This window comes from Thermosipho japonicus (assembly GCF_014201655.1).
Classification (GTDB): domain Bacteria; phylum Thermotogota; class Thermotogae; order Thermotogales; family Fervidobacteriaceae; genus Thermosipho; species Thermosipho japonicus.
The window spans coordinates 201,835-225,538 of sequence record NZ_JACHEX010000002.1; the positions used below are offsets into that span (position 1 = coordinate 201,835).

At 30.1% G+C, this 23,704-nt stretch carries 20 protein-coding genes; 11 read left to right on the forward strand and 9 right to left on the reverse strand.

Annotated elements, in window-relative coordinates; all coding sequences use genetic code 11:
• Position 1 precedes the first annotated feature (1 nt).
• Positions 2-1,369, reverse strand: coding sequence for a GlmL-related ornithine degradation protein (locus tag HNP65_RS04900; RefSeq protein ID WP_184619201.1), 1,368 nt, complete (start codon positions 1,367-1,369; stop codon positions 2-4).
• 112 nt (positions 1,370-1,481) lie between these two features.
• On the opposite strand from HNP65_RS04900, the gene HNP65_RS04905 reads away from it, so the two are divergent.
• The 6 genes from HNP65_RS04905 (at position 1,482) to acpP (ending at position 6,922) form a co-directional block, all read left to right on the forward strand.
• On the forward strand, positions 1,482-2,153 hold the full coding sequence (locus tag HNP65_RS04905; RefSeq protein ID WP_184619202.1) for a metal-dependent hydrolase: 672 nt from the start codon (positions 1,482-1,484) through the stop codon (positions 2,151-2,153).
• Between the two features lies 1 nt (position 2,154).
• Positions 2,155-3,417, forward strand: a complete 1,263-nt coding sequence (locus HNP65_RS04910; protein WP_184619203.1) for a hypothetical protein — start codon at positions 2,155-2,157, stop codon at positions 3,415-3,417.
• A gap of 15 nt (positions 3,418-3,432) precedes the next feature.
• Positions 3,433-4,638, forward strand: a complete 1,206-nt coding sequence (locus tag HNP65_RS04915) for an adenylosuccinate synthase (protein ID WP_184619204.1) — start codon at positions 3,433-3,435, stop codon at positions 4,636-4,638.
• An 11-nt stretch (positions 4,639-4,649) separates the two neighbouring features.
• Positions 4,650-4,985: an HIT family protein gene (locus HNP65_RS04920; RefSeq protein WP_184619205.1), complete on the forward strand. Its 336-nt coding sequence runs from the start codon at positions 4,650-4,652 to the stop codon at positions 4,983-4,985.
• A 107-nt stretch (positions 4,986-5,092) separates the two neighbouring features.
• Entirely contained in the window at positions 5,093-6,568 is a 1,476-nt protein-coding gene (locus HNP65_RS04925) for a tetratricopeptide repeat protein (RefSeq protein ID WP_184619206.1), read from the forward strand.
• A gap of 123 nt (positions 6,569-6,691) precedes the next feature.
• Positions 6,692-6,922 (forward strand): acyl carrier protein, encoded by a 231-nt coding sequence (gene acpP / locus HNP65_RS04930; RefSeq protein WP_004100598.1) that lies wholly within the window; start codon positions 6,692-6,694, stop codon positions 6,920-6,922.
• Between the two features lie 67 nt (positions 6,923-6,989).
• Here acpP and HNP65_RS04935 read toward each other — a convergent pair whose 3' ends face one another.
• From HNP65_RS04935 to HNP65_RS04945, 3 genes are all read right to left on the reverse strand, one after another.
• Positions 6,990-8,273 carry a Glu/Leu/Phe/Val family dehydrogenase gene (locus HNP65_RS04935; protein WP_184619207.1) on the reverse strand — a complete coding sequence of 428 codons (1,284 nt, stop codon included), beginning with the start codon at positions 8,271-8,273 and terminating at the stop codon, positions 6,990-6,992.
• Between the two features lie 243 nt (positions 8,274-8,516).
• The gene (locus HNP65_RS04940) at positions 8,517-9,086 is read right to left on the reverse strand and encodes a hypothetical protein (RefSeq protein ID WP_184619208.1); all 570 of its coding nucleotides are present in this window, start codon (positions 9,084-9,086) and stop codon (positions 8,517-8,519) included.
• A 12-nt stretch (positions 9,087-9,098) separates the two neighbouring features.
• The gene (locus tag HNP65_RS04945) at positions 9,099-9,356 is read right to left on the reverse strand and encodes an SHOCT domain-containing protein (RefSeq protein WP_184619209.1); all 258 of its coding nucleotides are present in this window, start codon (positions 9,354-9,356) and stop codon (positions 9,099-9,101) included.
• Positions 9,357-9,457: 101 nt separating this feature from the next.
• Here HNP65_RS04945 and HNP65_RS04950 point away from each other — a divergent pair, with 101 nt between their 5' ends.
• Positions 9,458-11,386, forward strand: coding sequence for an IGHMBP2 family helicase (locus HNP65_RS04950; RefSeq protein ID WP_184619210.1), 1,929 nt, complete (start codon positions 9,458-9,460; stop codon positions 11,384-11,386).
• A gap of 42 nt (positions 11,387-11,428) precedes the next feature.
• Here the strand turns inward: HNP65_RS04950 and HNP65_RS04955 are convergent, their stop codons facing one another.
• Positions 11,429-13,321 carry a metallophosphoesterase family protein gene (locus tag HNP65_RS04955; protein ID WP_184619211.1) on the reverse strand — a complete coding sequence of 631 codons (1,893 nt, stop codon included), beginning with the start codon at positions 13,319-13,321 and terminating at the stop codon, positions 11,429-11,431.
• A gap of 162 nt (positions 13,322-13,483) precedes the next feature.
• Here HNP65_RS04955 and HNP65_RS04960 point away from each other — a divergent pair, with 162 nt between their 5' ends.
• The 3 genes from HNP65_RS04960 to HNP65_RS04970 are packed head-to-tail and all read left to right on the forward strand — an operon-like array spanning position 13,484 to position 16,591.
• Positions 13,484-14,140, forward strand: coding sequence for a cobalamin B12-binding domain-containing protein (locus tag HNP65_RS04960; RefSeq protein WP_184619212.1), 657 nt, complete (start codon positions 13,484-13,486; stop codon positions 14,138-14,140).
• Positions 14,121-15,149 (forward strand): uroporphyrinogen decarboxylase family protein, encoded by a 1,029-nt coding sequence (locus tag HNP65_RS04965; RefSeq protein WP_184619213.1) that lies wholly within the window; start codon positions 14,121-14,123, stop codon positions 15,147-15,149. Before HNP65_RS04960 ends, HNP65_RS04965 begins: the two co-directional genes overlap by 20 nt.
• 5 nt (positions 15,150-15,154) lie before the next feature.
• Positions 15,155-16,591: a diguanylate cyclase gene (locus HNP65_RS04970; RefSeq protein WP_184619214.1), complete on the forward strand. Its 1,437-nt coding sequence runs from the start codon at positions 15,155-15,157 to the stop codon at positions 16,589-16,591.
• A 27-nt stretch (positions 16,592-16,618) separates the two neighbouring features.
• On the opposite strand, the gene HNP65_RS04975 is transcribed toward HNP65_RS04970, so the two are convergent.
• Genes HNP65_RS04975 through HNP65_RS04990 form a run of 4 tightly spaced genes read right to left on the reverse strand, consistent with a single transcriptional unit; the run spans position 16,619 to position 20,545 of the window.
• Positions 16,619-18,274, reverse strand: a complete 1,656-nt coding sequence (locus HNP65_RS04975) for a formate--tetrahydrofolate ligase (RefSeq protein ID WP_184619215.1) — start codon at positions 18,272-18,274, stop codon at positions 16,619-16,621.
• Entirely contained in the window at positions 18,264-19,460 is a 1,197-nt protein-coding gene (locus HNP65_RS04980; RefSeq protein ID WP_184619216.1) for a HAMP domain-containing sensor histidine kinase, read from the reverse strand. Before HNP65_RS04980 ends, HNP65_RS04975 begins: the two co-directional genes overlap by 11 nt.
• Complete coding sequence (hslO, locus tag HNP65_RS04985; RefSeq protein ID WP_184619217.1) at positions 19,457-20,320, reverse strand: Hsp33 family molecular chaperone HslO; 864 nt, start codon at positions 20,318-20,320, stop codon at positions 19,457-19,459. The genes HNP65_RS04980 and hslO overlap by 4 nt, the downstream gene beginning before the upstream one ends.
• Before the next feature lie 15 nt (positions 20,321-20,335).
• Positions 20,336-20,545: a hypothetical protein gene (locus HNP65_RS04990; protein ID WP_126992802.1), complete on the reverse strand. Its 210-nt coding sequence runs from the start codon at positions 20,543-20,545 to the stop codon at positions 20,336-20,338.
• Positions 20,546-20,768: 223 nt separating this feature from the next.
• On the opposite strand from HNP65_RS04990, the gene recJ reads away from it, so the two are divergent.
• A complete protein-coding gene (recJ, locus tag HNP65_RS04995; RefSeq protein WP_184619218.1) occupies positions 20,769-23,696 on the forward strand; it encodes a single-stranded-DNA-specific exonuclease RecJ in 2,928 nt (975 codons plus the stop codon).
• Positions 23,697-23,704 lie beyond the last annotated feature (8 nt).

Here is a 23,704-nt window from a genome sequence, read left to right on the forward strand (position 1 = left end):
TTTAACCTCCCAATTCTTCTAAGTCTTCTAATAATATCTTTTTTGCTATTTCTTTATCAATTTCACTAGCAATTACACCTATTGCAGCAAAAATGTAATATTTATCTCTAAATATTTTAACTTCATTTTGTGGTAAAAGTTCCATCGGATGTAATTTGGACAGATTATTCACAGTTTTCAAAACATCTTTTGCATACTTGGAACGACTTAAAAAACCTCCCGTTCCAAAAAGATATCTAACAGCAGTTAAATCTTTCCCTTCCGCTATTAATTTTCTTCCCAACGCAGTATATATATGCTTTTTTTTACCAACATGTCTTCTTATTCCTTGCTGAAAACAATATAAAGCAAGTTTTGATATAAAATATTCATCCTGGCCTGTTTTTGGATAAGGTGAAATTCTTTCTATCAACTCATCTAAATTTTCAAATTCGTGCTTTAAATTTTCTTTACCAATTAAATCAATAACATTGTGAGCATTAACAAACAAACCAAGATCACCTTCAACAGTACGCTTTGCAACAGGTTCTGGAGAAATTGTAATCTCTTGAATTTCATTACTTCCCTCTGTTACTGAATCTACATCTGTTGTAGCTCCACCAATATCAACTGTTAACACATCTCCATAAATTTCAGATAAAAGTTGCGTCGCCTTCATTACAGCACCCGGGGTTGTATGAATTTCATAATCAACAACATTATAAATCTTCTCCATACCAGGTGCTTTAGTAATATGTTTTGCAAAAACTTCTTTTATTATGTTTCGAGTAGGTTCAACATTTAATTGGTCTATTTTTGGATAAACATTTTCAGTTACAAAAACAGTTTTTCCAGAGTTTTTTAAAATAAATTCGACCTGTTCAGCTGCGGCAATATTACCTGCATAAATAATAGGAACATCCAAATCAAGCTTTGACAGTAATTTTGCATTATGAATTACTGTCTCTTTTTCTCCATAGTCAACTCCACCGGCAAGAAGTATTAATTTTGGTGAAATCTGCTTTATCTTGTGAAGATGAAATTCATCCATCTTTCCTGCCGTAATATATTTTATTACAGCACCCGCACCAAGTGCAGCTTCTTTTGCAGCTCGAACAGTCATATCATATACTAGACCATGTACTGTCATTTTTAGCCCACCGGCTGCACTACTTGAAGCAGCAAATTTATCCCATGAAAAATTAGAAACTCCCAGTTTTTCTTTTAAATTTTCAATTGCTCTCTCTATACCAATTGTTACGTCCCCTTCATTTACAGTTGTCCAGTGTTCTCCCTGAGCTAAAATTTTTACTTTTCCATCCAAATTATGAAAGGCTGTTACCACAGTTGTAGTTGAACCAATTTCTGCAAAAACTAAATCAATCTTCAATTTATTCACCCCCTTTTTAAATTTTAACATGAAAGTTGAAAAAATATATTGCAAGTTATATAAGTTATAGAGTATAATTTAGTTGTAAAAAATGGATAGGGAGGTGTAAAATATGAAAATTACATTTTTAGGGCATGCTGTTTTTCTTATTGAAACAAACAAAAAGATATTAATTGATCCATTTATAACTGGAAATCCTGCATTTCCAAAAGATTTTTCTTTTGATAAAATTGATTACATACTAGTAACCCATGGCCATGGAGATCACATTGGAGATACTGTGGAGCTTTCTAAAAAATATAATGCGACTGTTGTTTCAAATTTTGAAATATGTAATTATCTTCAAAAGAAAGGTGTTAATAAAGTTCATCCAATGCATATTGGTGGCTCTTTCAATTTTGAATTTGGCAAATTAAAAATGACGCCTGCTTTACATGGATCAGGCATAATTGAAGGTGATAATATAATATACGGAGGTAATCCTGGTGGATTTGTTATTTATTCTGAAAAATCTGTATATCATGCAGGAGATACAGGCCTTACAAAAGATATGGAACTTTTACGTGGTGTTGATGTTGCAATATTACCAATTGGTGGAAATTTTGTAATGGATGTTGAGGATGCCTTAAAAGCTGTTGAAATGATTAAACCTAAGGTAGTAATTCCTATGCACTATAACACATGGGACATTATAAACGCTGATGAAGAAAAATTTAAAAAGGGTGCTGAACAATTAGGAATTAAGTGCATTATTCTAAACCCTGGCGAAAGTGTGGAGGTATAAAGTGAAAAAAATTATTGTAATTTTCCTAGTACTTTTTTCTTTAATAATTTTTTCTTTCAGTATTCCACGGTACATCGGAAGTAACGATGTTGAAATTGAATTTGAAAATCTAGAAGGATATTTTAATGGAGTTGCTATAAAAGATAAAAAAATAAACGGGCTTGATTTTGAAGAAGGAGTTCATTCTTTAAGATTGGTAGGAAGTTACCAGGAATTTTTGTTTAAAGTTATTATAGACACTATTCCACCAACTTCCACCATATTTACCACAAGGGATCCAAATCTTGTTATTTTAGAAAATGAAGTTTTAAAAATTAATTACGAAAATAGAATAAGTTTCTTTGGTGAAAAAATTACCGGAAGTTTTAAAAGAGATGAAAAAGCCCCCTTCTTATTTTGTAATATGGATGAAGCAAAAAATATGGGAGGCTTTTCCATCGTTCCACCAAGCATAAGCAATATAACGCCACTTGACTCTAAAACTCCTATATCAGGAATAAATAATAAGAATATTTTACTTAGCTCAAAATCTCCATACAAAATTGTTGGACGTGTTGTAATTCCTGAGAAAGCAGTACTCTTTTTTGAACCTGGTGTTGAATTAAAGAGTATAGGAAAAAGTGGGATAACAGTAAAAGGAACAGTTTATATTCCAGAAAATGTTTCGTTTCCTGGATATATTAGTTTTGACGTTTCAGAAAATGGAAAATTTGTCTCAAAAACAAAAAATTTTGATGGTGAAATTTCCTCAGATGGGGGACAACTTGTCTATATAGAAAATGCACATCTTGAAAATGTAAATGTTTCAAAAACTAACGTTGTTGTAATAAAAAATTCTGTTATTTCTAACATAAACGCTAAACACATTGCTTTTTTAGTTTTGGAAAACTCAACAATAACGAATTTAAATATTTCAAATACAAGGGAAGTTATATTAAATAATATTGACTCTACTAATTCAAGAGTGGAAGGTCTAACAAATATTAATATATATAATCTTAGATCCAAGTCTTTAGCAGTTAGTGATTTTTCAAATATTGTAATTAGATTTTCTCAAGTAGAAAAAGTTACATTTGAAAGAGGAGTATACTTTCATGGAAAAGATGTTAAGTTTGGAAATTTAAAATTAAATACATTTTGTGTTGGAAAATTTTATAAAGCAAAAATAGAAAAAGTTGAAGCATTAAAATCAAAATTGTTGAAAAGATTGGTAGAAATAGAAAATATTGTTAGTGATAAAAAATCAATTATTGAAGATTATTAAGAGAGGTGAATTTTCTTGAGAAGTGTTATTTTTGGATTACAGTGGGGGGACGAAGGAAAAGGTAAAGTAACAACTTATTTCTCAAAGGATTATGATTATGTGGTAAGATACAGTGGTGGTAGCAACGCTGGACACACAGTTGAATATACTGATTTTAAATTAATTCATCACCTACTACCTTCATTTTACGTAAAAAAAAATGTTGGTGCCATTATTTCTAACGGAGTTGTTTTGGATTTAGAACAATTAGTCGAAGAAATTGAAGAATTTAAAACTAAAACAGGTACATATCCTAAACTTTACATTTCAGAGCTTGCACATGTCGTCTTGCCACATCACAAGAAGTTAGATGAAAAGTTAGAACAAATTAAAGGAAAAAATGCTGTTGGAACCACAAAACGTGGAATAGGTCCAGCTTACGCTGATAAAGTACACAGAATAGGAATAAGACTTAGTGATTTTAAAAATAAAGATAAATTCTATGAAAAAATAAAGAACATTTCAAAACTCTACAAAAATCTATATAATATTGAAGTCGAAAGTGTTGAAAATGTTTTAAACTCATACGAAAAACTAAAAAGCCATATAATTCCTCACGGAGAGATTATTAACCTAATAAGCAAAAACAAAGTATTATTCGAAAGCACACAAGGTGTACTATTGGATATAGATGTTGGAACCTATCCGTACGTAACTGGAACAAATTGTAATACAACTGGAATCCAAAATGGTGTTGGCTTTCCTGTAAAAACTGAGAATTATATAGGCGTTTTCAAAGCTTATTTAACAAGAGTTGGAAATGGACCATTTCCAACAGAAGCATTCGAAGAAGAAGGGGAAGAAATAAGAAAAAGAGGTCACGAATTTGGAGCGACAACGGGACGCCCTAGAAGATGTGGTTGGCTTGATCTTCCTCTTTTAAAGTATGCAATTACCGTATCTGGAGCTACAGAACTTATAATGACTAAAGGAGATATACTAAACGGCATGAAGAAAATAAAAGTTTGTGTAGCATACAAAATTGATGGTAATATTGTAGATAGAATTAACTCAATAGATGACTTGGAAAAAGCAGAACCAATATATGAAACTCTTGATGGCTGGGAAAATCACACTTCAAAAGAATTCAATGAATACTTGCGTTTTATTGAATCTCACGTAAAAAGAAAAATAACACATATTTCTATAGGTCCAAAAGTTGAAGAAATAATAAAATTGTAGGGAGGGAAAACATGGAAAATTGTGTGTTTTGTAAAATAATAAACAATGAAATACCATCTGAAAAGTTATACGAAGATGAAGATTTTATAGTTATCAAAGACATTAATCCTGTTGCTCCAATACATCTTTTAGTAATTTATAAAAAACACGTTCCTGTAATACACGAATTATCAGAAGACGATCAAAGAAGATTTTGGAAAGTATTTAATATAATTAAAAAATTATCAGAAGAACTAAATTTTAAAGAATATAGAATTGTTCAAAACAATGGAAAACAAGCAGGACAAGAAATCCCACATATTCATTTCCATGTAATTGCCGGAAGAAAATTAGGGAAAATTGGCTAAAAAATAGGAGGAGTGATAAGATCAAGGCTATTGTATATTTACCAATAAAACCTGAAATCGCTAAAAAACAGAATTTACCAGTCAAACTACCTGTTTTAGTTGAGGATATGCCGCTTATTACTGAAATGGATAGAATACCTTTAGATGTCATAGTAAGAGGACTTGAAGCCCAATATTCTGTTGAAAAAACAGATTATTGGGCAACTTACCTTGTTTACTTTTACTATGAAAAGTTTAAAAAACTACTTAATGAACAAAGATATGAAGAAGCAAGAAAAATACTCGAAAAAGCAAAAAATGTATTATACGATTACAGATATCATTTTTACTATGGATTATTATTTGCTAAACTAGGTGATTATGATAACGCGGAAATTGAGTTAAAACAAGCAGTATCATTAAATCCTAATTTCTATATTGGATACTATGAACTAGGGAACGTCCTTTATTTAAAAAAAGATTATGATGAAGCGATAGAAATGTACATGAAGGCATTTGAATTAAATAAAGAATTTTCATTACCTCTTTTAAAAATTGGAGATACATACTTTGAAAATGGTCAATTTAAAGATGCAGAAATTGCATATAAATCTGCTTTAAAAATTGAAAAACTACCTCAGGTATATTTGAGATTAGGAGTCCTATATAATGAACTTCAAAAATTTGATAAGGCTGAAAAAGTTTTTAGAGATGGATTATCTGTGGAGTACAAACCTGAAATTGCATACAACCTTTCATATACGTTAATTAGACTTGGAAAACATTTTCAAGCTTTGCAGATCCTAAAGGAATTGGCAAATAATTACCCAACTCCAGAAGTATATAATGAACTTGGATTACTACAAAAAAATTTAGGTTTGTATGAAGATGCAGAGGAAAACCTAAAACTTGCAGGAGAAGAGTATGAAGAAAATTATTTAAAAATTTTGCTCTATACTAAAGGATACGATAATAAAATCCTTGATAAATTAACAAAATATGATCCTGAATATGTTGAGTTCCTGAAAAAAGTACTCTTTAAATTAAAAGATGAACTAGAAGAAAAACTTTCCAATATAAACTTTCAATTTGATGAGCTAGAAAAAGTATTTGATCTAACGGATGAAAAAGGAGAAATTATCCTAGATGAATTTTCAAAAATAGAAGTTAGAAATTTTAATCAAAAACTTTCATATATAATTTCAAGTGCCTACATTGCCGGTGCAGATCCAATATTAATTGAAAAAAACCTTGTAAAAGCTTCCATGGTTTTATTTAAAATTGATAAAGTAATTAGTTTTTATAAAGTCATTCAAATAATATACTTTGGAAGGCTCTTTGAAAAATTAAACTTCGAAGATTTAATAGATAAATCTTTAGAAGTACTTTCAGACTATGATTTTCCTTTAATGAAAAAAGCCCAGCACATGCTTGAAATTGAAAGAACTTCCTTAGAGGATTTTTGGGAAAATTATACCGAACCAAATGATTTAGAAGAATTTATCTTAAAAATTTTGGAACTATTAAGTTATGAACCAACCCAGTACGAATTAGATGAAAGTACTTTCCTTGGAAAATTAATGAAATTTATATTAAACATATAGGTATAATAAATCCCGCATTCTTGCGGGATTTATTTTTGTTTTAAAAATTAATTTACATTAACTTTTTTACTTGACACTAACTTTTCTCTGTGGTATCATTTCCTATGACAGGAGGTGATTAAAATGGAAAAAATTCAAAAAATAAGGGAAATTATTGCTGATCAGCTTGGTGTGGATATTGAAGAAGTTACGGATGAAAAGAGTTTAACAGAGGATTTAGGTGCTGATTCATTAGATATGGTGGATTTAGTAATGGCTTTTGAAGATGAATTTGGAGTAAAAGTGGAAGATTCCGATCTTTCAAAAATTAACACAGTAAAAGATGTTATTGATTTAATTAGCGCAAGAGTTTAATTTTTACTAGACAAATTAAAAGCCCCCTTCACAAATTTGAAGGGGGCTTGATTTTTTATAGATCTTCTTACATTGGGAAATATCCTCTTTTTTTAACTGCTTCTGCTACCCTTGAAATTGCGACAATGTATGCAGCTGTTCTCATATCTGTGTTGTATTTTTCTTTTGTTGCATATACTTCACCGAAAGATTTTGTCATTATCCTGTGCAATTTCTTTCTAATATCATCTATATCCCAGAAGAAGCTTTGTAAGTCTTGTACCCATTCAAAGTATGATACTGTAACTCCTCCAGCATTTGCTAGAATATCAGGTACAATAAGAACATCTTTTTCGATTAATATTTTTTCTGCTTCTTCTGTTGTTGGGCCGTTCGCACCTTCAACTATAATCTTTGCTCTAACATCTTTTGCGATCTCTCCAGTAATTGCATTTTCAAGTGCTGCTGGAACTAAGATATCAACATCTAATGTGAGTAATTCCTCGTTTGATATTGATTTACCTTTTGGATATCCTTTGATAACTCCACCATTTTCATCTCTGTATCTAATAAGATCATTTACATCGAAACCTTCTTCACTGTATAAACCACCACTTACGTCACTTACTGCAACAATTTTTGCACCATATTCTTCATGTAAAATTTTTGCTGCGTAAGAACCTACGTTTCCAAAACCTTGAACTGCAACTGTTGCTTTTGAAATATCCATTCCTTTTGCCTTACATGCTTCGGATGCAACAATTGAAACACCACGACCAGTTGCTTCTGGTCTTCCTTCTGATCCACCAAGGTCTAATGGTTTTCCGGTAACTACACCAAGCGTAGTATTTCCAGAATTCATGCTGTATGTGTCCATAAACCATGCCATAATTTTTGCATTTGTATTTACGTCTGGTGCTGGAATATCTTTTGTTGGTCCTACCATCATTTGAATTTCAGAGAAGAATCTTCTGCTGAGTTTTTCTAATTCTTTTTCTGACAACTTTTTAGGATCAACTCTAACGCCACCTTTACCGCCACCGTATGGAAGGTTAACAACAGCACATTTCCAAGTCATCCAGAATGCAAGTGAAGAAACTTCATCTAAATTTGTTTCTGGGTGATACCTTATACCACCTTTTGCAGGACCTCTTGCTGTATTATGTTGAACTCTATATCCTTCAAATATTTCAACTCTTCCATCATCCATTACTACTGGAAAATGAACAATTAGTGATTTTTGTGGCCAAAGTAAAAAGTTACCAATGTTTGGATCCAAATCCATGAGTTTTGCAGCTCTTAAAAATTGGTGTTGAGCCATTTTATAAAGTGGTCCAGGAGCTTCTAATCTACCAAGTTCACTTAATCTCATTTTCAATACCTCCCTATGTTGTTGTAATACACTTAAATTATCACTTATATTAGCATATTTATCAAACTTTATATTTTGTGAAAATCCTAACATAAAACTGAATTATTGAAGAATATAACATAATTCTTTAATATACTAATCAAAGCTTTTAATAGGATACATTTATTTTTTCAAAAATTGTGATAAAATACTCTACGAAATACTACAATAAAATAAGTAGGGCGCAAAAGTGCACCCTATTTTCTATTTCCATCTATTTCGTGGCCTACTCATTGGAGGATAACCATTCTCATAAGGACTCCCATAGTGTGGCATCATCGATCCAAATGATTGCTCTGGTCTTCTTTGAAATCTTGGGACCACATTATTTTGAAATTTGAGCCTTTTTAAATTTGCAATTCTTTCTTTTATCATTTGTTTGTAAGGGATTTCTACTGTAATACCGTCACTTGTAAGTTTGTATGCTAAATAAAATGATGAATCTTTGCTAAAGTTAATTTTTACTACTTCAAGTTCTACTTTTTCTCCAGGTTTAAATTCAAAAAATCTCCACATAGGTCCAACAAATATCTCAACATCGCTTCCTTCATCTGTTTCAAGTATAATTTTTGACTTTGAAAAACCTGGATTTACTACTATGTAAACTTCTTTTATTGTACCTGTGTATGTTGCAGGTTCACTTACTTCTACATTTTTTAACTTCTCCCATACATTTTTATAATCTGCTGACTTGGCTGTTTGATAATTATAAGGGAAAGCAAATAATGCACTTATAAATACAATTGAAACAAGTAAAAATACCAATTTTCTCATAACTTCCACCTCCTATTTAAGAATTAGATTTTTAAATCTTTTATATTCTTCCTCACTAATTTTTCCTCTGGCAAATCTCTCGTTTAAAATTTTCAAACTCTCATCATTTGAAAAATTGTACGACGAAGACCTTTTTTCATTAAAATCTTTTATTAAACTTTTTAATATTCTATAAAACAAGAACACTACTAAGATAAATAAAGCAAGACCAATTATTGGAATAATCCATCCATAAAAGCTGTGGTGCCATACTGGAAAGAACCAATGCATTTTCTCACCTCCTTGCACTTTACATCTTCATTATATATATTTAACCTTAAAAAATCCTTAGAAACTCTAATGATATAATAAAAAAGGTGAGGTGATCAAAATTGAAAAAATACATTGAAAAATTAATTAAACTTGTTCAATTAGAAAGAAATGAAGAAATAAGAAAAATGGAGTGGGAAATAAAAAATTTATCTGGCTTTGAGCGAGAAAAAAAAGGAAGAGCAATATTAAATTTAAAACCAAAAGTAATCGGAGAAGAACTTGGATTATATCTTATTAAATTTGGAAGAAGTAAAATAATTGAAACAGAAATTAATGTTGGTGATGAAGTATTAATAAATAAAAATGAAGGAAAAGTTAGAGATGATTTTAAAGGTGTTGTAGTTGAAAAAGGTTCAAGATTTATAGTAGTTTCGTTAGATAAACTCCTTCCAAAAAGTTTTAAAGAAGTTAGAATTGATCTCTACGCAAGTGACGTAACATATAAAAGACAAATTGATAATTTAAAAAACTTATCTGAAAATGGCAAAAAAGTTCTTCTTTACATTCTAAAAGATGTCAAATTTGATGATATTAAAAAAATTGATTTTAAACCTTTTGATGAAAATCTTAATTATTCTCAAAAACTTTCTATTTCTAAAGCACTTTCAAGCAAAAATTTTTTTCTTATTCACGGCCCTTTTGGAACCGGAAAAACAAGAACACTTGTTGAATATATTTTACAGGAAGTAAGGAAAGGAAAAAAAGTTCTTGTCTCGGCAGATAGCAATATGGCTGTTGATAATCTTGTTGAAAGACTCTCCGAAAAAGTTTCTCACGTTAGAATTGGTCATCCTTCAAGAGTATCAAAAAAACTTTTATCCTCTACTCTTTTGTTCAAAATACAAAAACATGAAAGATATAAAGAACTCAATAAATTAAAAGAAAAGTTTTCAAATTTAACAGAAGAAAGAGAGAAATTCCAAAAGCCTATACAAAAGTGGAGACGTGGACTTTCGGATGAACAAATTCTGAAGCTTTCAAAGGAAGGTAAAACAACACGAGGAATACCATTAAAAATGATAAATACCATGGCAGAGTGGATAACTTTAAACAATAAAATAGAGAAAATCAAAGAAGAAATGGAAAAATTTGAGGAAGAGATTTCAAAAGATATAATTGAAAACTCAAGTGTTGTATTTTCAACAAACTCATCCTCATATTCAGAAATTTTAAAAGGAGTTGAATTTGATATTGTCGTTATAGATGAAGCAGCACAAACTACTATACCTAGTGTTTTAATTCCACTTTCAAAAGGCAAAAAATTCGTGTTAGCTGGAGATCATAAACAGCTTCCACCAACTATTATCTCTGAAAAAGCAAAAGAACTTTCTATAACGCTATTTGAAATACTCGTTGATAAATATCCACACACGAAAGAACTTCTCAACATTCAATATAGAATGAATGAAAAGATAATGGAATTTCCAAATAAAGAATTTTACAATGGAAAACTCAAATCAGGCGTTGGAAATATAACTTTAAAAGATCTTGGATTTGAAGGGAATGATAAAATCACAAAACCTGAAAATACAATTATTTTCATTGATACAAAAAATAGAAAAGATAAGACAGAAGGCCAAAAAAAGGATTCAAATTCATATTTTAATGAGCTTGAAGCAAATATTGTAAAAGATATTGTTAAAAGATTTCTAAAACTTGGATTAAATAGAGAATTTATTGGTGTTATAACACCTTACGATGACCAAGTCGATTTAATTAAATCTTTCAATCTTGGAGTAGAAGTTAATACAGTTGATGGATTTCAAGGAAGAGAAAAGGAAGTTATAATTATTTCATTTGTTAGATCAAATCAGAGAAAAGAATTAGGATTCTTAACGGATTTGAGACGTTTAAATGTATCACTTACACGTGCAAAAAGAAAATTAATTTGTATTGGTGATTCATCAACCCTTGTAAACCATCAAACTTACAAAAAATTTATTGAGTTTGTAAAAAATAAAGGAATTTTACTTGATTTTACTATCTAAAAAATATTGCCCCAGACATTGGGGGCAATATTTTGGTTGAGTTTATTTTCTTGGAGTAACTATAAATTCATCTAAAATTTGGTTTACTTTTTTCAACTTGTTATTCTCTTGCTTTCCAACCGCTTTTACTATAAATTGTATATGATCATCTTCTATATTCCCAATTATATAGTGTAAATAACCTGCATATGCTGCCTTTGAAAATGGAAGGAAAGAAACATCACTTGAGTATAGACCAAAACCAAGTGGAGCACCTCCACCACCAGTTGTAACATACATAATACCATCTTTGTAAAATCTCTCATAATGATGTATGTGTCCATTAAATACCACGGAAACTTTATATTTTACAAATAAATCATGCCAGGTTGGTCTAAATTGTTGCCCTCTGTTTTTCACATTTGAGAAAAATGGATGATGAAACAAAACAACTATGTAAGGTTTATTTGTATTTTTTAGATCATTTTCTAACCACTCAGTCTGGATTGAATCTTCGACGGTATTTTGTTCTACGTCACTATCAAGAAAAATGTAATGAACAGGTCCAATATCAAAAGAATACCACTGCTTATGGAAATCTCCTCCACCTTCGGCTGTCATAAATGCTTGATAGTACAATATAGAATTGTGTTCATGATTTCCAAGAGTTGGGAAAAGTGGAGTTGTTGAATAAAGATCATGTACAGCATCAAAGAACCTATCCCAATCAATTGGAACAATTCCACTTTCCACAAGATCACCTGTGTGAAGAACAAACAATGCATTCTCTTTTGCCATTTCATCACAAACTACTTTATGCCAATCATTATTTGTTCTTGTATCACCATATACTAGAAATTTATATCTCTCTTGACCAGCTGTTTTAAAATATACATTATCAATTAATGAATTTCCCACAATTACAGTTGCTGCATAAGTAGTCATAGGTTTAAGGTTGTCAAGTTTAATCATATGGAAAGTATCGTACAAGTTATCAATTACTTTGCTATGATCAAATAAAACTAATGCGGTAGAAGGTTTGTTTGTTCTAAAGGCAACATAAACACTATTAGTTGAGAGATCCGTAAGATACGGTTTCCATTTAAAACCAAGATTTTCAGGAAGGTTTATTATAATCTTTCCATCTTCAACATCCTTAATTTCTAAATCAAGATTTAAAATTTGATATTTATAATTTCCTTGTGGTAGTGAAAAGACAAGTTCACCATCTTTTGATGTAGTTGAAACATCCAAAGGAATATAATTATTCAAAGCAACTACTTTTAAATCATTTATTGGACGTCCCCTTTCATCAACAACTTTCATATTAAAAGTATCTTTTACCAGTTCAAGATCTTTTTTTAAGCTAAATACATCTTTATCAACAAGTATATCAAATTCAAAAGAAAATTTTCCATTGTCTATTTTTGGAGTTCTATTTAGTATCATAAGTGCCCCAATTCTGTACATAGACATTGAATTTGGAAATGAAATTGCATATGCAACATGGCTACCTTGAACAAAATGATAATTTTTGCCTTTAAAAATTACAGGATTAACGTCACTGTCTTTGAAAAATACTCTTAATTCTTGTGAAGTAGAGTCAGTTGTGATTTTTACATGTAGCCCGTTTGAAATAAGTGAATATTCAGCTTTGACACTTTTATCCCCATTAGTACCAAAAGCAATTAACTTATCATTAAGTATTTGTGAGTTGTTAAAATACACTCTTTTTTTATCTAGTGCATAATATAAATTATCAATCGCATCATACATTACATCCTTTTGTGCAAGATTTTCAAGCACACCTTCTTTAGTAAAACTTGCTACAATTTTATTATTTGAAAGAATGTAATCACTATTACCCAAAAATGGTGTGATCCCTTTAAATGTTACACTGGTAAAAGAAATTACAGATACAAACATTAAAATTAGAATAAAAAGTTTCTTTTTCATATAAACCCTCCTTTTCAAAAAATATTATTAAGTTTTTTCCATTTTTTAAATATCATTCAATTATACAATACAATAACAATAAATTCAAAGATAATAATTTTTTAAAACAGACCAGTATATATGATAAAATAATTTTTGAAAATAATAGTTTGGAGGAATGTGATGAACAATATTTCTGAAAAACTCTTAGAATATATGCTTGAAGGAAATAAAGTAATGACTGAAAAATTGTTCAAAGATATTTTTAATAAAAAAGATGCTCTTGTCTTCACTGAAAAAATCCTTACTGAAGTCATGGACAAGGTCGGTATAATGTGGGAAGCAGGTGAAATTTCTCTTGCACAGTATTATCTGATTGGTATTATTGCAGAAGAAATGGTAAATAAATGTTGCAAAAATAATTGTGAATCAAATGATGAAAAAAAACAAAATAATTTAAATATCGCAATCGTTACTTTGGAAGATTACCACGGACTTGGTAGAAAAATAGTTCTATCATTTTTGAATTCAGCAGGTTTTGTAGTTAAAGATTATGGTATTGGAAGAAAGGTTGATGAAGTTGTCAATCTTTCAGTTAAAGATAAAGTTGATATCTTGCTGGTATCTACATTAATGTTACCCGCTGCTTTGAAAGTAAAAGATCTAACCGAAAAATTAAAAGAAAAAAATCCAGAAATAAAAATAGTTGTTGGAGGTGCACCTTTTAAAATTGACAAAAGTTTGTGGAAAGAGGTAAAAGCAAATGAATTTGGTGAAACAGCAACTGATGCAGTAAAAATCGTAAAAAGGATGGTAGAAAATGAAAAATATAACATCTAGAGAAAGAACATTAAAAGCATTGTCATATAAAGAGCCAGATAAAGTACCACTCTTTTTAGCCTTCACATTTTATGGCGCAAAAGAGCTTGGTATAACAATAAAAGAATACTTTTCAAAGTCAGAAAATGTTGTATATGCCCAAAGAAAATTAAGAGAAAAATATAATCATGATTTTTATTATGTATTTTTCTATGCTTCTCTTGAAATAGAAGCATTTGGAGGAGAAAGTATATTTATTGACAATGGCCCTCCAAATGCAGGAGAACCTATTATTAAAAAACTTTCAGATATTGATAACTTAAAAATCCCAGATGTAAGAAATTCTTTTGTCTTGAAGAAGGTTTTTGAGACTGAAAATGCATTAAAAAACACCGATATCCCTGTTATAGGGGTTATAATTTCTCCATTTTCACTTCCAATAATGCAAATGGGATTTGATAAATATATAGAATTAATATATTTTCAAAGAGATTATTTCTGGAAATTAATGAGAAAAAACATGGACTTTTCATCAAATTTTGCAAACACACAATTAAAAGCTGGTGCTGATATAATTGTATATTTTGATCCTCTTCTATCAACAGAAATGATGCCCAAAAAAGTTCTTAAAGAAACTGGTTTTTTAGTTGCAAAAGAAATGTTTAAAAAGATTGCAGGCCCTATTGCCATACATATGGCATCTGCTAGAGTATCAGATTCTGTAGAAGATATTATTGATCCAAAAGTAAGGGTAGTGAGTTTTGGAACAGACGATGATATAGAAAAACTAAAAGAAACTTTTAAAGGAAAAATTGCATTCGTTGGAAATCTTGATGGCATATCAATGAAACATTGGACAGTTAAAGAAGCTAAAGAAAAGGTTAAAAAATTAATACTAAAAGGTGCAAAAGGAGGAGGATTTATAATAGGTGATACTCATGGTGAAATTCCATGGTATGTGAGTGAAGAGGTATTACTTTCAATTTCTGAGTCAGTACAAAAATATGGGACATATCCAATAAGAGGGTGAAATAATTGGAAAGAATTACTTTCCTTATCTGTGAAAATTTTAGAAAAGAGTTTGAAACAGTATCTAAAAAGCTAAATGAAAAAATTGATATTATCACTTTCCCTTCTTTTTGTACTTTAAAAAAGGAAAATAGAAATTATAAAATAAAAGAGAAACTTTTAGAAAGCAAGAATTTAGTTATTTTTTGTTGTAAGTTTTGTGATATCTTAAAAAAGATACCAGAAAAATATTTAAATCAAATAAAGCTATACAAATTTGAAAACTGCTTTTACATGTTTGGAAAAACAAATATAGATAAATATCTTAGTAAAGGTGCATATCTTGTAACTCCAGGATGGCTTGTTAGGTGGAAAGAAAATTTATCCTCATATGGTTTTGATAAAGAAACTGCACAAAGCTTTTTTAAAGAAATCACAAATAAAATAGTCTTATTAAATACAAAAGTTGAAAAGAATATCGAAACTATATTAAAAGATTTTTCAAATTTTCTTGAATTGCCTTACACTATAGAAGACATAGGACTTGATTATTTTGAACTTTTAATAAATAAAATTTTGGCAGAAATAAAAGCTGAAAAGAAAATAAAAGAACTTACTATAGAAAAAAGTAATTACATGGCAGCTTTCAATATTTTATCGAGAATATCAAGTTCAAAAATTGAGAAAGAAGATGAACTAATAAGTATAATAGTTGATCAAATTAAAATATTACTTTCTCCAGAAATAATAGAATATTTCCCATTTGAAGGAAATGATATTCTAAAAGGAGATGAATATAAAATAAACAATAACATTGAAATAATCGTAAAAATCAAATACAACAATGAAATATATGGATTTTTAAAAGTTGGAAAATTTTTGTTCCATCAGTATTTTGATTCATACGTAAACTTTTTGGTAACTATCAAAGATGTCCTCGGACTTGCCATTTCAAATGTAAGAAAGATTGAAAAAATTCTAAACTTGGCAATTACTGATGCACTAACAGGTATATACAACAAAAACTATTTTGAATTAAAACTTTCAGAGGAAATAAATAGGTGTAAAAGGGAAGGAAAAACTTTTTCACTAATAATGTTTGATCTTGACAACTTTAAAGGAATTAACGATAAATATGGTCACCACTTTGGTGATAAAGTTTTAATTAAGGTAGCAGAAAAAGTCCAAAAAAGACTTAGAAAAACTGACTTCTTTTTTAGATGGGGTGGTGACGAATTTCTAATCATATTGCCAAACACTAATTTAGAAAATGCTGAAAAACTATCTAAAGAGCTTAAAAAAATTATTAATGAAATAAAAATTAAAAATGAAAAACTAAAAGCTAGCTTTGGAGTTGTAAGCTATAATGGCAAAGATGATCCTGAAGCAACCTTTAAAAAAGTTGATGAAGTTTTATATAAGGCAAAACAATCAGGAAAAGATAGAATTTGTGTTTACAAATAAACAGCTCCCGATCGGGAGCTGTTTATTTTATGATAGCCCGATTATATTTCCTTCTTCATCAATGTCTATATTAACCGCATTTGGAATTTTTGAAAGCCCTGGCATTCTCATAATGTCACCGGCAAGTGCTACTATAAATCCTGCACCAGCTGAAAGTTCAAAGTCTCTTATTGTAAAAGTATAACCAGATGGTGCATTAATCTTTTTTGGATCATCAGAAATACTTGATTGTGTTTTTGCAACAATTACCGGTAGTGTATCATATCCATGCTTTCTTAAGAACTTCAATTTACTTTTTGCTTTATCGGTATAAATCACGTTCCCTGCCCTGTAAATTTCTTTTGCAAGTGTTTCAATTTTCTCCTCAAGACTCATTTCAGAAGTTATTAAAGGTTTATACTGAGCTTCTTTTATGTTTTCAAGAACAAGATTTGCTAAATCAATAGCACCTTCTCCGCCCTTTTCAAAGGCATAAACAAGTGCATGAGGAATTTCACAATTCTTTGAAAATTCATCTAATTCTCTTTGTGTATCACTTCCAAACACATTAAGAGCCACTACAACTGGAACGTTATATTTTTTCAAATTTTCAACATGAACTCTAAGATTTTCCATACCTTTTAACATAGCTTCAACATTTTCTTTGTCAAGCTCATCTTTCTTTACACCACCATGGTATTTTAAAGCTTTTATTGTAGCAACTACAACAACTGCATTTACATCGTAACCTGCTGTTGGTGAAACAAAATCAAGAAACTTTTCCGCACCTAAATCTGCTGCAAATCCTGCTTCTGTTACTACATAATCAGAAAGCTTTAATGCTAATTTTGTTGCAATTATACTATTTGTTCCATGGGCAATATTTGCAAATGGCCCTCCGTGTACAAATGCAGGTGTATTTTCAATTGTTTGAACAAGATTAGGTTTAATGGCATCTTTCAATAAAACTGCAAGTGCTCCTTCAATTTTTAAATCTTTTACTTTAATAAGCTTTTTGTCATAACTTTGAGCTACAACTATATTTGAAAGTCTTTCTTTTAGATCCTTAAGATCTTTAGCAAGACACAAAATAGCCATAATTTCAGATGCAGCAGTAATTATAAATCCATCTTCACGTGGTTGTCCATTTGCACTTCCTCCAAGACCTACAACTATATTTCTAAGAGCCCTATCATTCATATCCATGGTTCTTTTCCAATATATACGAGTGGGATCAATTCCAAGCTCATTTCCAAACTTTATATGTGCGTCTATTACTGCTGATATCAAATTATGAGCCGCTGAAACTGCGTGTATATCGCCGGTAAAATGAAGATTTATATTCTCCATCGGGAGAACTTGAGAATAGCCACCCCCAGCAGCCCCTCCTTTAATTCCAAATACCGGACCAAGTGATGGCTCTCTAAGTGTTACTATTGATTTTTTTCCGAGTCTATTTAACGCCATAGAAAGTCCTATACTTGTTGTTGTTTTACCTTCTCCGGCTGGGGTTGGTGTCATTGCAGTTACCAAAATTAACTTTCCATCTTTGTTATTTTTAACTTTTTCCCATATTTTTAAATCAACTTTTGCTATGTACTTTCCATATGGCTCTACATATTCTTCTGGTATGTCTATTTTTTCTGCTATTTTTGTTATTTTCTCCAATTTTGCTTCTCTTGCAATTACAATATCAGTTTTCATCTTTTTCACTCCTTTCAACTACAAATGTGGTATATTTATCATCCTTAATGTAAATATTAAGCCCCATTTGATCACAAAGTTTCTTTACTATATATAGTCCTAATCCATGACCTTTAGATTTTCTCGACTTATGAAATTTCTCAAATATCCTTTCTTTTAAATCATTGCTTATACCTTCTCCATGATCTGTTACTTCTATTCTGCCTTGGTACAATTTTATCTCAATAGGTGCTTTCCCATGATATATAGCATTCTCAACTAAATTTTTAATTACAATCTCTAAAGCTTCTTTATTGGCCAAAATTGTTCCATCTCCGATTATTTTAATTTTACTATCTTTATATCCTACTACTATCCCTTCAACTAGTGTTCTCAAATTAATTTGTTCCATATCAAGTTCCAGATTTTTTGAAAGTAATATCATATTTTCAACCAAGTCTTTCATCTGTTTGGAAGTTTGAGAAATAGAATCTATAGCCTCTTTTAAAATTTGTTCATCTTTGTGACCCCATCTTTCAAGCATTTTCGAATAACCTATTAAGTTCGCTATCGGGGTTTTTAATTCATGAGATACATTTGAAACAAATTCTTCTTGAAGTTTGTAATTTTTTTCAACACGATCCATGAGTTCGTTAAATTTTTCAACAAGCTCATCTACCTCATCATGAGTATTTGGTTTTATAAATCTATAACTTAAATTATCGCCTTTGATTTTTGAAAGCTCGCTGACAAAATTTCTTAAATGTTTTGTTGACTTCTTTGTTATAAAATATGTTAGAAAACTAATAAGTGACAATGAAATAACAAAAATATACACAAAAATTTTCTTTATGTTATTTAAGTAATTTACTATAGGAGTAATATCTTTTCCAACTATCAAATTTTCTGCTTTTAAAAAAATGTAAGTTCTACCATTAATTTCAAACTTTCCTATTTTATTTATTGGCCCAATTTTGTAAGGATCAACAATAACAACCCCATCTTTTGAAATATAAATATCATTTTTGGGATTGTGCATCCTTCCCATGGGTGTAATAAGCCATGGTCTAACACTTTCAATTAGATCTTTTTTAGTCGACTGATAGATCATTAACCGAATACTTGAGTATAAAAGAATTAAAACTATTGCCATTGTAATAGCTGTAATAACAGTAGTTATATAAGTTACTTTAGATGAAATACTCATTTTTCTTCTTTTTCCTCCAAAATCTTTTCGATATCCTCTTTTTCAATATAATATTTTGTACTACACCATTTACACTCAACTTCAGCTTTTCCTTCATTTAACATTTCTTTCAGCTCATCTACTTTTAAAAGCTTTAATGACTCAACAGCCTTTTGATATGAACAATTACATTTGAATTCTACTTTTCTTTCTTCAATTTTTTCAATTTTATCCCCAAATATATGTTTTACAGCATCTTCAACAGTATTATTCTCTAAAAACTTCGATATTGGAGTAACTTCTTTAAATTTTTTCTCAATTTCTAGTATATCACTTTCAGGTAAATTTTTATCCAAAATTTGAATAACTATTCCACCGGCTTTTTTAATACCATTTTTGTCAACTAAAACTCCAAGTGCTATAGCAGTTGGGAGCTGCTCTGAAACAGCAAAATAATGTGCAAGATCCTCTGCTATTTCTCCGCTTACTAACTCAACTGGTGTAACATATGGAGTTTTTAAATTTAGATCTCTTACTACCTTTAATGTACCTCTTCCTATAGCCTTTTTTAAATCAAATTTTCCAAGTTCGTTTGTCATTGTTTCAACTATCTTTGGGATAACGTAGCCTCTTACAGTACCATCACTTTTTGCTTGAGAAGCTATGTACTTTATTTGATTTGAACCTTCTATAATATAGGTTAATGTTTCTTTTTCAGAAAGCCAAGGAATCATTAATGCAGCTCCAGTCAACAATCTTCCTAATGCTACCGCAGAAATTGGAGAAAGTCCATGTTTTTCTGTTGCAGTCCTAACAATTTGTGTACTATCTATAACTGAAAACCTAACAAGAGCCTTGTAAACAATACCATTTTTCAACATATAAAACCACCCTTCTTAATTAAGATATTTTTCAGTAACCCTCTTAACTGCTTCAAAATTATCTGAAAACATTACCCTTTTGACTTCAAAATCAATAAGTTTGTTTTTGTAAATCGTTTCAAGAATGTTATCGACATGAGATTGAGATGGGACAAAAAGTATTGGTAAAATATGGTACTCTTTTTCTCCAAGAAGAACTAGCCAATAGTAAGGGGTGTTCCTCATAATTCCACCTCCTATGAAGTTTTTTGGTAAAGCTTGTTTCCGTTTACAAAATGTTGCTGGTGGAACATGGGACACAATAAGAAAAAATAAAAAGATGGAGAGAAAATTAGAAATGCAATTATATTATACAACATTTTTTTAAAAAAACTAAATTCTTTTAATTAAATTTTAGTTGTGGTAAAATAATTACAAAAGAAAAAATAAAAAAGAAAGGAGTAGGATAGTGAAATGGGAATTAAAAAAATTTAATAAGGAGCTTGCTCAGAAGATCTCTGAGGAGTTAAATCTTCCTTTTTTAACTTCTCAGTTATTGGTAACAAGAGGCTATACAGATTTTGAAGAAATTGAAAAATTCCTATACCCATCTAAAAAACACCTTCGCTCTCCATTTTTGCTAAAAGACATGGATAAGGCTGTTAAGTATTTATTGGAAGCAAGAGAAAAAAAGCTTCCAGTGTTTGTTTATGGTGATTACGATGTAGATGGTATCACCGGTGTGGCCACCCTAGTAACTTTCCTCTCAAAATATGGTTGGAAAGTTGATTATTACATTCCAAACCGTCTTGATGAGGGTTATGGTATACAACCACAAGTTGTAGAAGAATATTTTAAAAAAGGCTACAGAGTTCTCCTGAGCGTTGATTGCGGAATAACAAGTTTTGAAGCAGTTGAAAAAGCAAGAGAACTAGGGATGTACGTCATTATAACCGATCATCATACGATCAAAGATAAAATTCCTGAAGCTCACGCTGTGGTTGATCCAAAAAGAGAAGATGAAACATACCCTTTCAGGGACTTTGCAGGAGTTGGAGTAGCATATAAATTAATTTCAGCAGTCGCACAAGAACTTGGAATTCCAGATGATGAAGTTGATGAAGTATTAGATATTGTTGCATTAGGAACAATAGCTGATATGGTGGATTTGGTAGATGAAAATCGATATATAGTAAAAGAAGGTTTAAAGAAACTTAATGCAACTCACAGAATTGGTCTTTTACAACTTATGAAAAAATTAAATATTACAAATATATCAAGTCAAGATATAGGATACAGACTTGCACCAAAATTGAATGCAGCGGGAAGACTTTATTCAGCAGAAGATGCCTATAAACTAATAATGACTGATAATATTTCTTCTGCAGAACAACTTGCTGAAATGTTAATGGGATACAACTTTACTAGACAAGAGATTGAAAACAAAATCTTCAAAGAAGCAATAGAAAAAATTGAACATTCTAAAATTAAAGATCTGCCAATTTTAATTGTGAGCGGTGACAACTGGCATGCAGGTGTTTTAGGAATTGTGGCTACAAAATTAGTTCAAAAATATAACAAACCTTCTTTAGTTGTATCTTTGGAAAACGGAATTGGAAGAGGTTCAGGTAGAAGTGTGGACAGTGTAAATATTTTAGAAGTTTTATCAGACTTTGCAAGTTATTTCGAAGAATTTGGTGGCCATCCAATGGCAATCGGATTCAGCATAAAGGACGAGAAAATACCAGAATTAATTGAAGCAATATCAGAAAAATTTGGAAATACATTTTTCGAAGTAGACTCAAAAATTGAGATAGATTCTATTTTAGAAGTCGATGATATAAATGATGAAATTATAGATTCCCTCAGGTATTTGGAACCATTTGGCCATGGAAATCCTGAACCTGTTTTCTTAATTAAAGATAGTATTGTTGATAGAATACGATTCTTTGGAAACACCAACTCCAACGTAAGGATGATCCTTAAAGGTAAAAACAAACAAACTGTGGAAGGCATCGGATTTGGTCTTAGAAAGAATTATTATGATATACCTGCAATTCAAGCTTTTCTTACATCATTAGATGTTGTTGCAAATATAAGAAAAAATGGAGTTGGACCTATTTTAAATATTTTAGATTTTAAAATTTCTTCCGTCCATGAAGAAGATTACAACGATAAATACTTTATATATTCATTTACAAATGACTGGAAATCACAAAAACAAGAAGAATTCAAACATTTTGGAGTTTTTGATGAGCTTTCTCAAAGGTATGAAAAAGTTGAAAAGTATCTTCATATCCAAAGGCCTTTTGTTTTACAAATGGATCCAATGACAAGAAATGCCTTTTTAATGCTTTTAATGCAAAAAGGAAAAACTTTAATAGTAAATCCAAATAACATTGAGGCACTTCATGTATATGAAAGCCTCTCAAGGCACTCACCTAAGGACCTTTCATTTGTAAATTCTTTAAATAGAAAAATTTCAAACCATGTCATTACAAATGCGGTTATGATAGTTGAAGAACAAATTCCAGTTGATGATTTCGACTTTATCGTATTTAATGAAATGCATATTTTGTCAGCTCTATCAACTGAAATGTATGAAAAACTTCTAGAGAAATTAAAAAAAGAAAAATTGATAATTACTAGTCTATATAAATTTGATACCAACATTCCTTTATACAGCGAAGAAAGAAAACTAAATTTTGGCCTTGAAGATAGAAGAAATTCAAAAAAGACTATTGACTATGAAGTTGATTCTATTGCATTCTTGTTTTCAAACTATAATTACGTAACAAAATTCTATGAAAAATTAATTACCAAAGGATACAAATTTAAAGATCTGGTATTCTACAGCCCTATTTTAGAGGATTTCCAAAAAAAGGCTATAAGTACACTTATTAAAAAAGGAAGAATAAAAAAATTGGTATCATCAACAAATTCAGATGGACTTCCTTCGATGCTTCCTAATGGTTCAGAAATAAGACTTTTTGATTTTCCACTTTCAGTTAAAGAATTGATAGATGCAGTTTCAGGTGATTCATATACCATTTTGCAACTCTATTTCGACGAAGAAGACGCCAAAAAAAGAATGGAACATCTAAAAAAACTATTTCCAGAAAACCTAGAAAATGTAGTAAAAGAATTCTTTGAAAATAATATAAAAAACAAAGAAGAATTTTTAAATTTCTCTAAAAGCGCATCAATTTCTCCGAAAATATTAAATCAAGCGATAAAGGATTACAAAGAAAGAAAAAAGATACTTAGAAATATTGAACGTGAATTTGAACTTAGATACTTTGAAAGATATACTATGTTTTTGCTAAATAACTCGATAAAGGATATTTATAAAATAATAGAAGAAAGAGATATGTATGATACATATCTTGAGATATAGAGGTGTAC

Bases quoted from the DNA above. Each gene is read 5' to 3' on its own strand.
- HNP65_RS04905 (WP_184619202.1), top strand. From the start codon at position 1,482: ATGAAAATTACATTTTTAGGGCATGCTGTTTTTCTTATTGAAACAAAC.
- HNP65_RS04920 (WP_184619205.1), top strand. From the start codon at position 4,650: ATGGAAAATTGTGTGTTTTGTAAAATAATAAACAATGAAATACCATCT.
- HNP65_RS04925 (WP_184619206.1), top strand. From the start codon at position 5,093: ATGCCGCTTATTACTGAAATGGATAGAATACCTTTAGATGTCATAGTA.
- acpP (WP_004100598.1), top strand. From the start codon at position 6,692: ATGGAAAAAATTCAAAAAATAAGGGAAATTATTGCTGATCAGCTTGGT.
- HNP65_RS04935 (WP_184619207.1), bottom strand. From the start codon at position 8,273: ATGAGATTAAGTGAACTTGGTAGATTAGAAGCTCCTGGACCACTTTAT.
- HNP65_RS04940 (WP_184619208.1), bottom strand. From the start codon at position 9,086: ATGAGAAAATTGGTATTTTTACTTGTTTCAATTGTATTTATAAGTGCA.
- HNP65_RS04945 (WP_184619209.1), bottom strand. From the start codon at position 9,356: ATGCATTGGTTCTTTCCAGTATGGCACCACAGCTTTTATGGATGGATT.
- HNP65_RS04955 (WP_184619211.1), bottom strand. From the start codon at position 13,321: ATGAAAAAGAAACTTTTTATTCTAATTTTAATGTTTGTATCTGTAATT.
- HNP65_RS04960 (WP_184619212.1), top strand. From the start codon at position 13,484: ATGAACAATATTTCTGAAAAACTCTTAGAATATATGCTTGAAGGAAAT.
- HNP65_RS04965 (WP_184619213.1), top strand. From the start codon at position 14,121: ATGAAAAATATAACATCTAGAGAAAGAACATTAAAAGCATTGTCATAT.
- HNP65_RS04975 (WP_184619215.1), bottom strand. From the start codon at position 18,274: ATGAAAACTGATATTGTAATTGCAAGAGAAGCAAAATTGGAGAAAATA.
- HNP65_RS04980 (WP_184619216.1), bottom strand. From the start codon at position 19,460: ATGAGTATTTCATCTAAAGTAACTTATATAACTACTGTTATTACAGCT.
- hslO (WP_184619217.1), bottom strand. From the start codon at position 20,320: ATGTTGAAAAATGGTATTGTTTACAAGGCTCTTGTTAGGTTTTCAGTT.
- HNP65_RS04990 (WP_126992802.1), bottom strand. From the start codon at position 20,545: ATGAGGAACACCCCTTACTATTGGCTAGTTCTTCTTGGAGAAAAAGAG.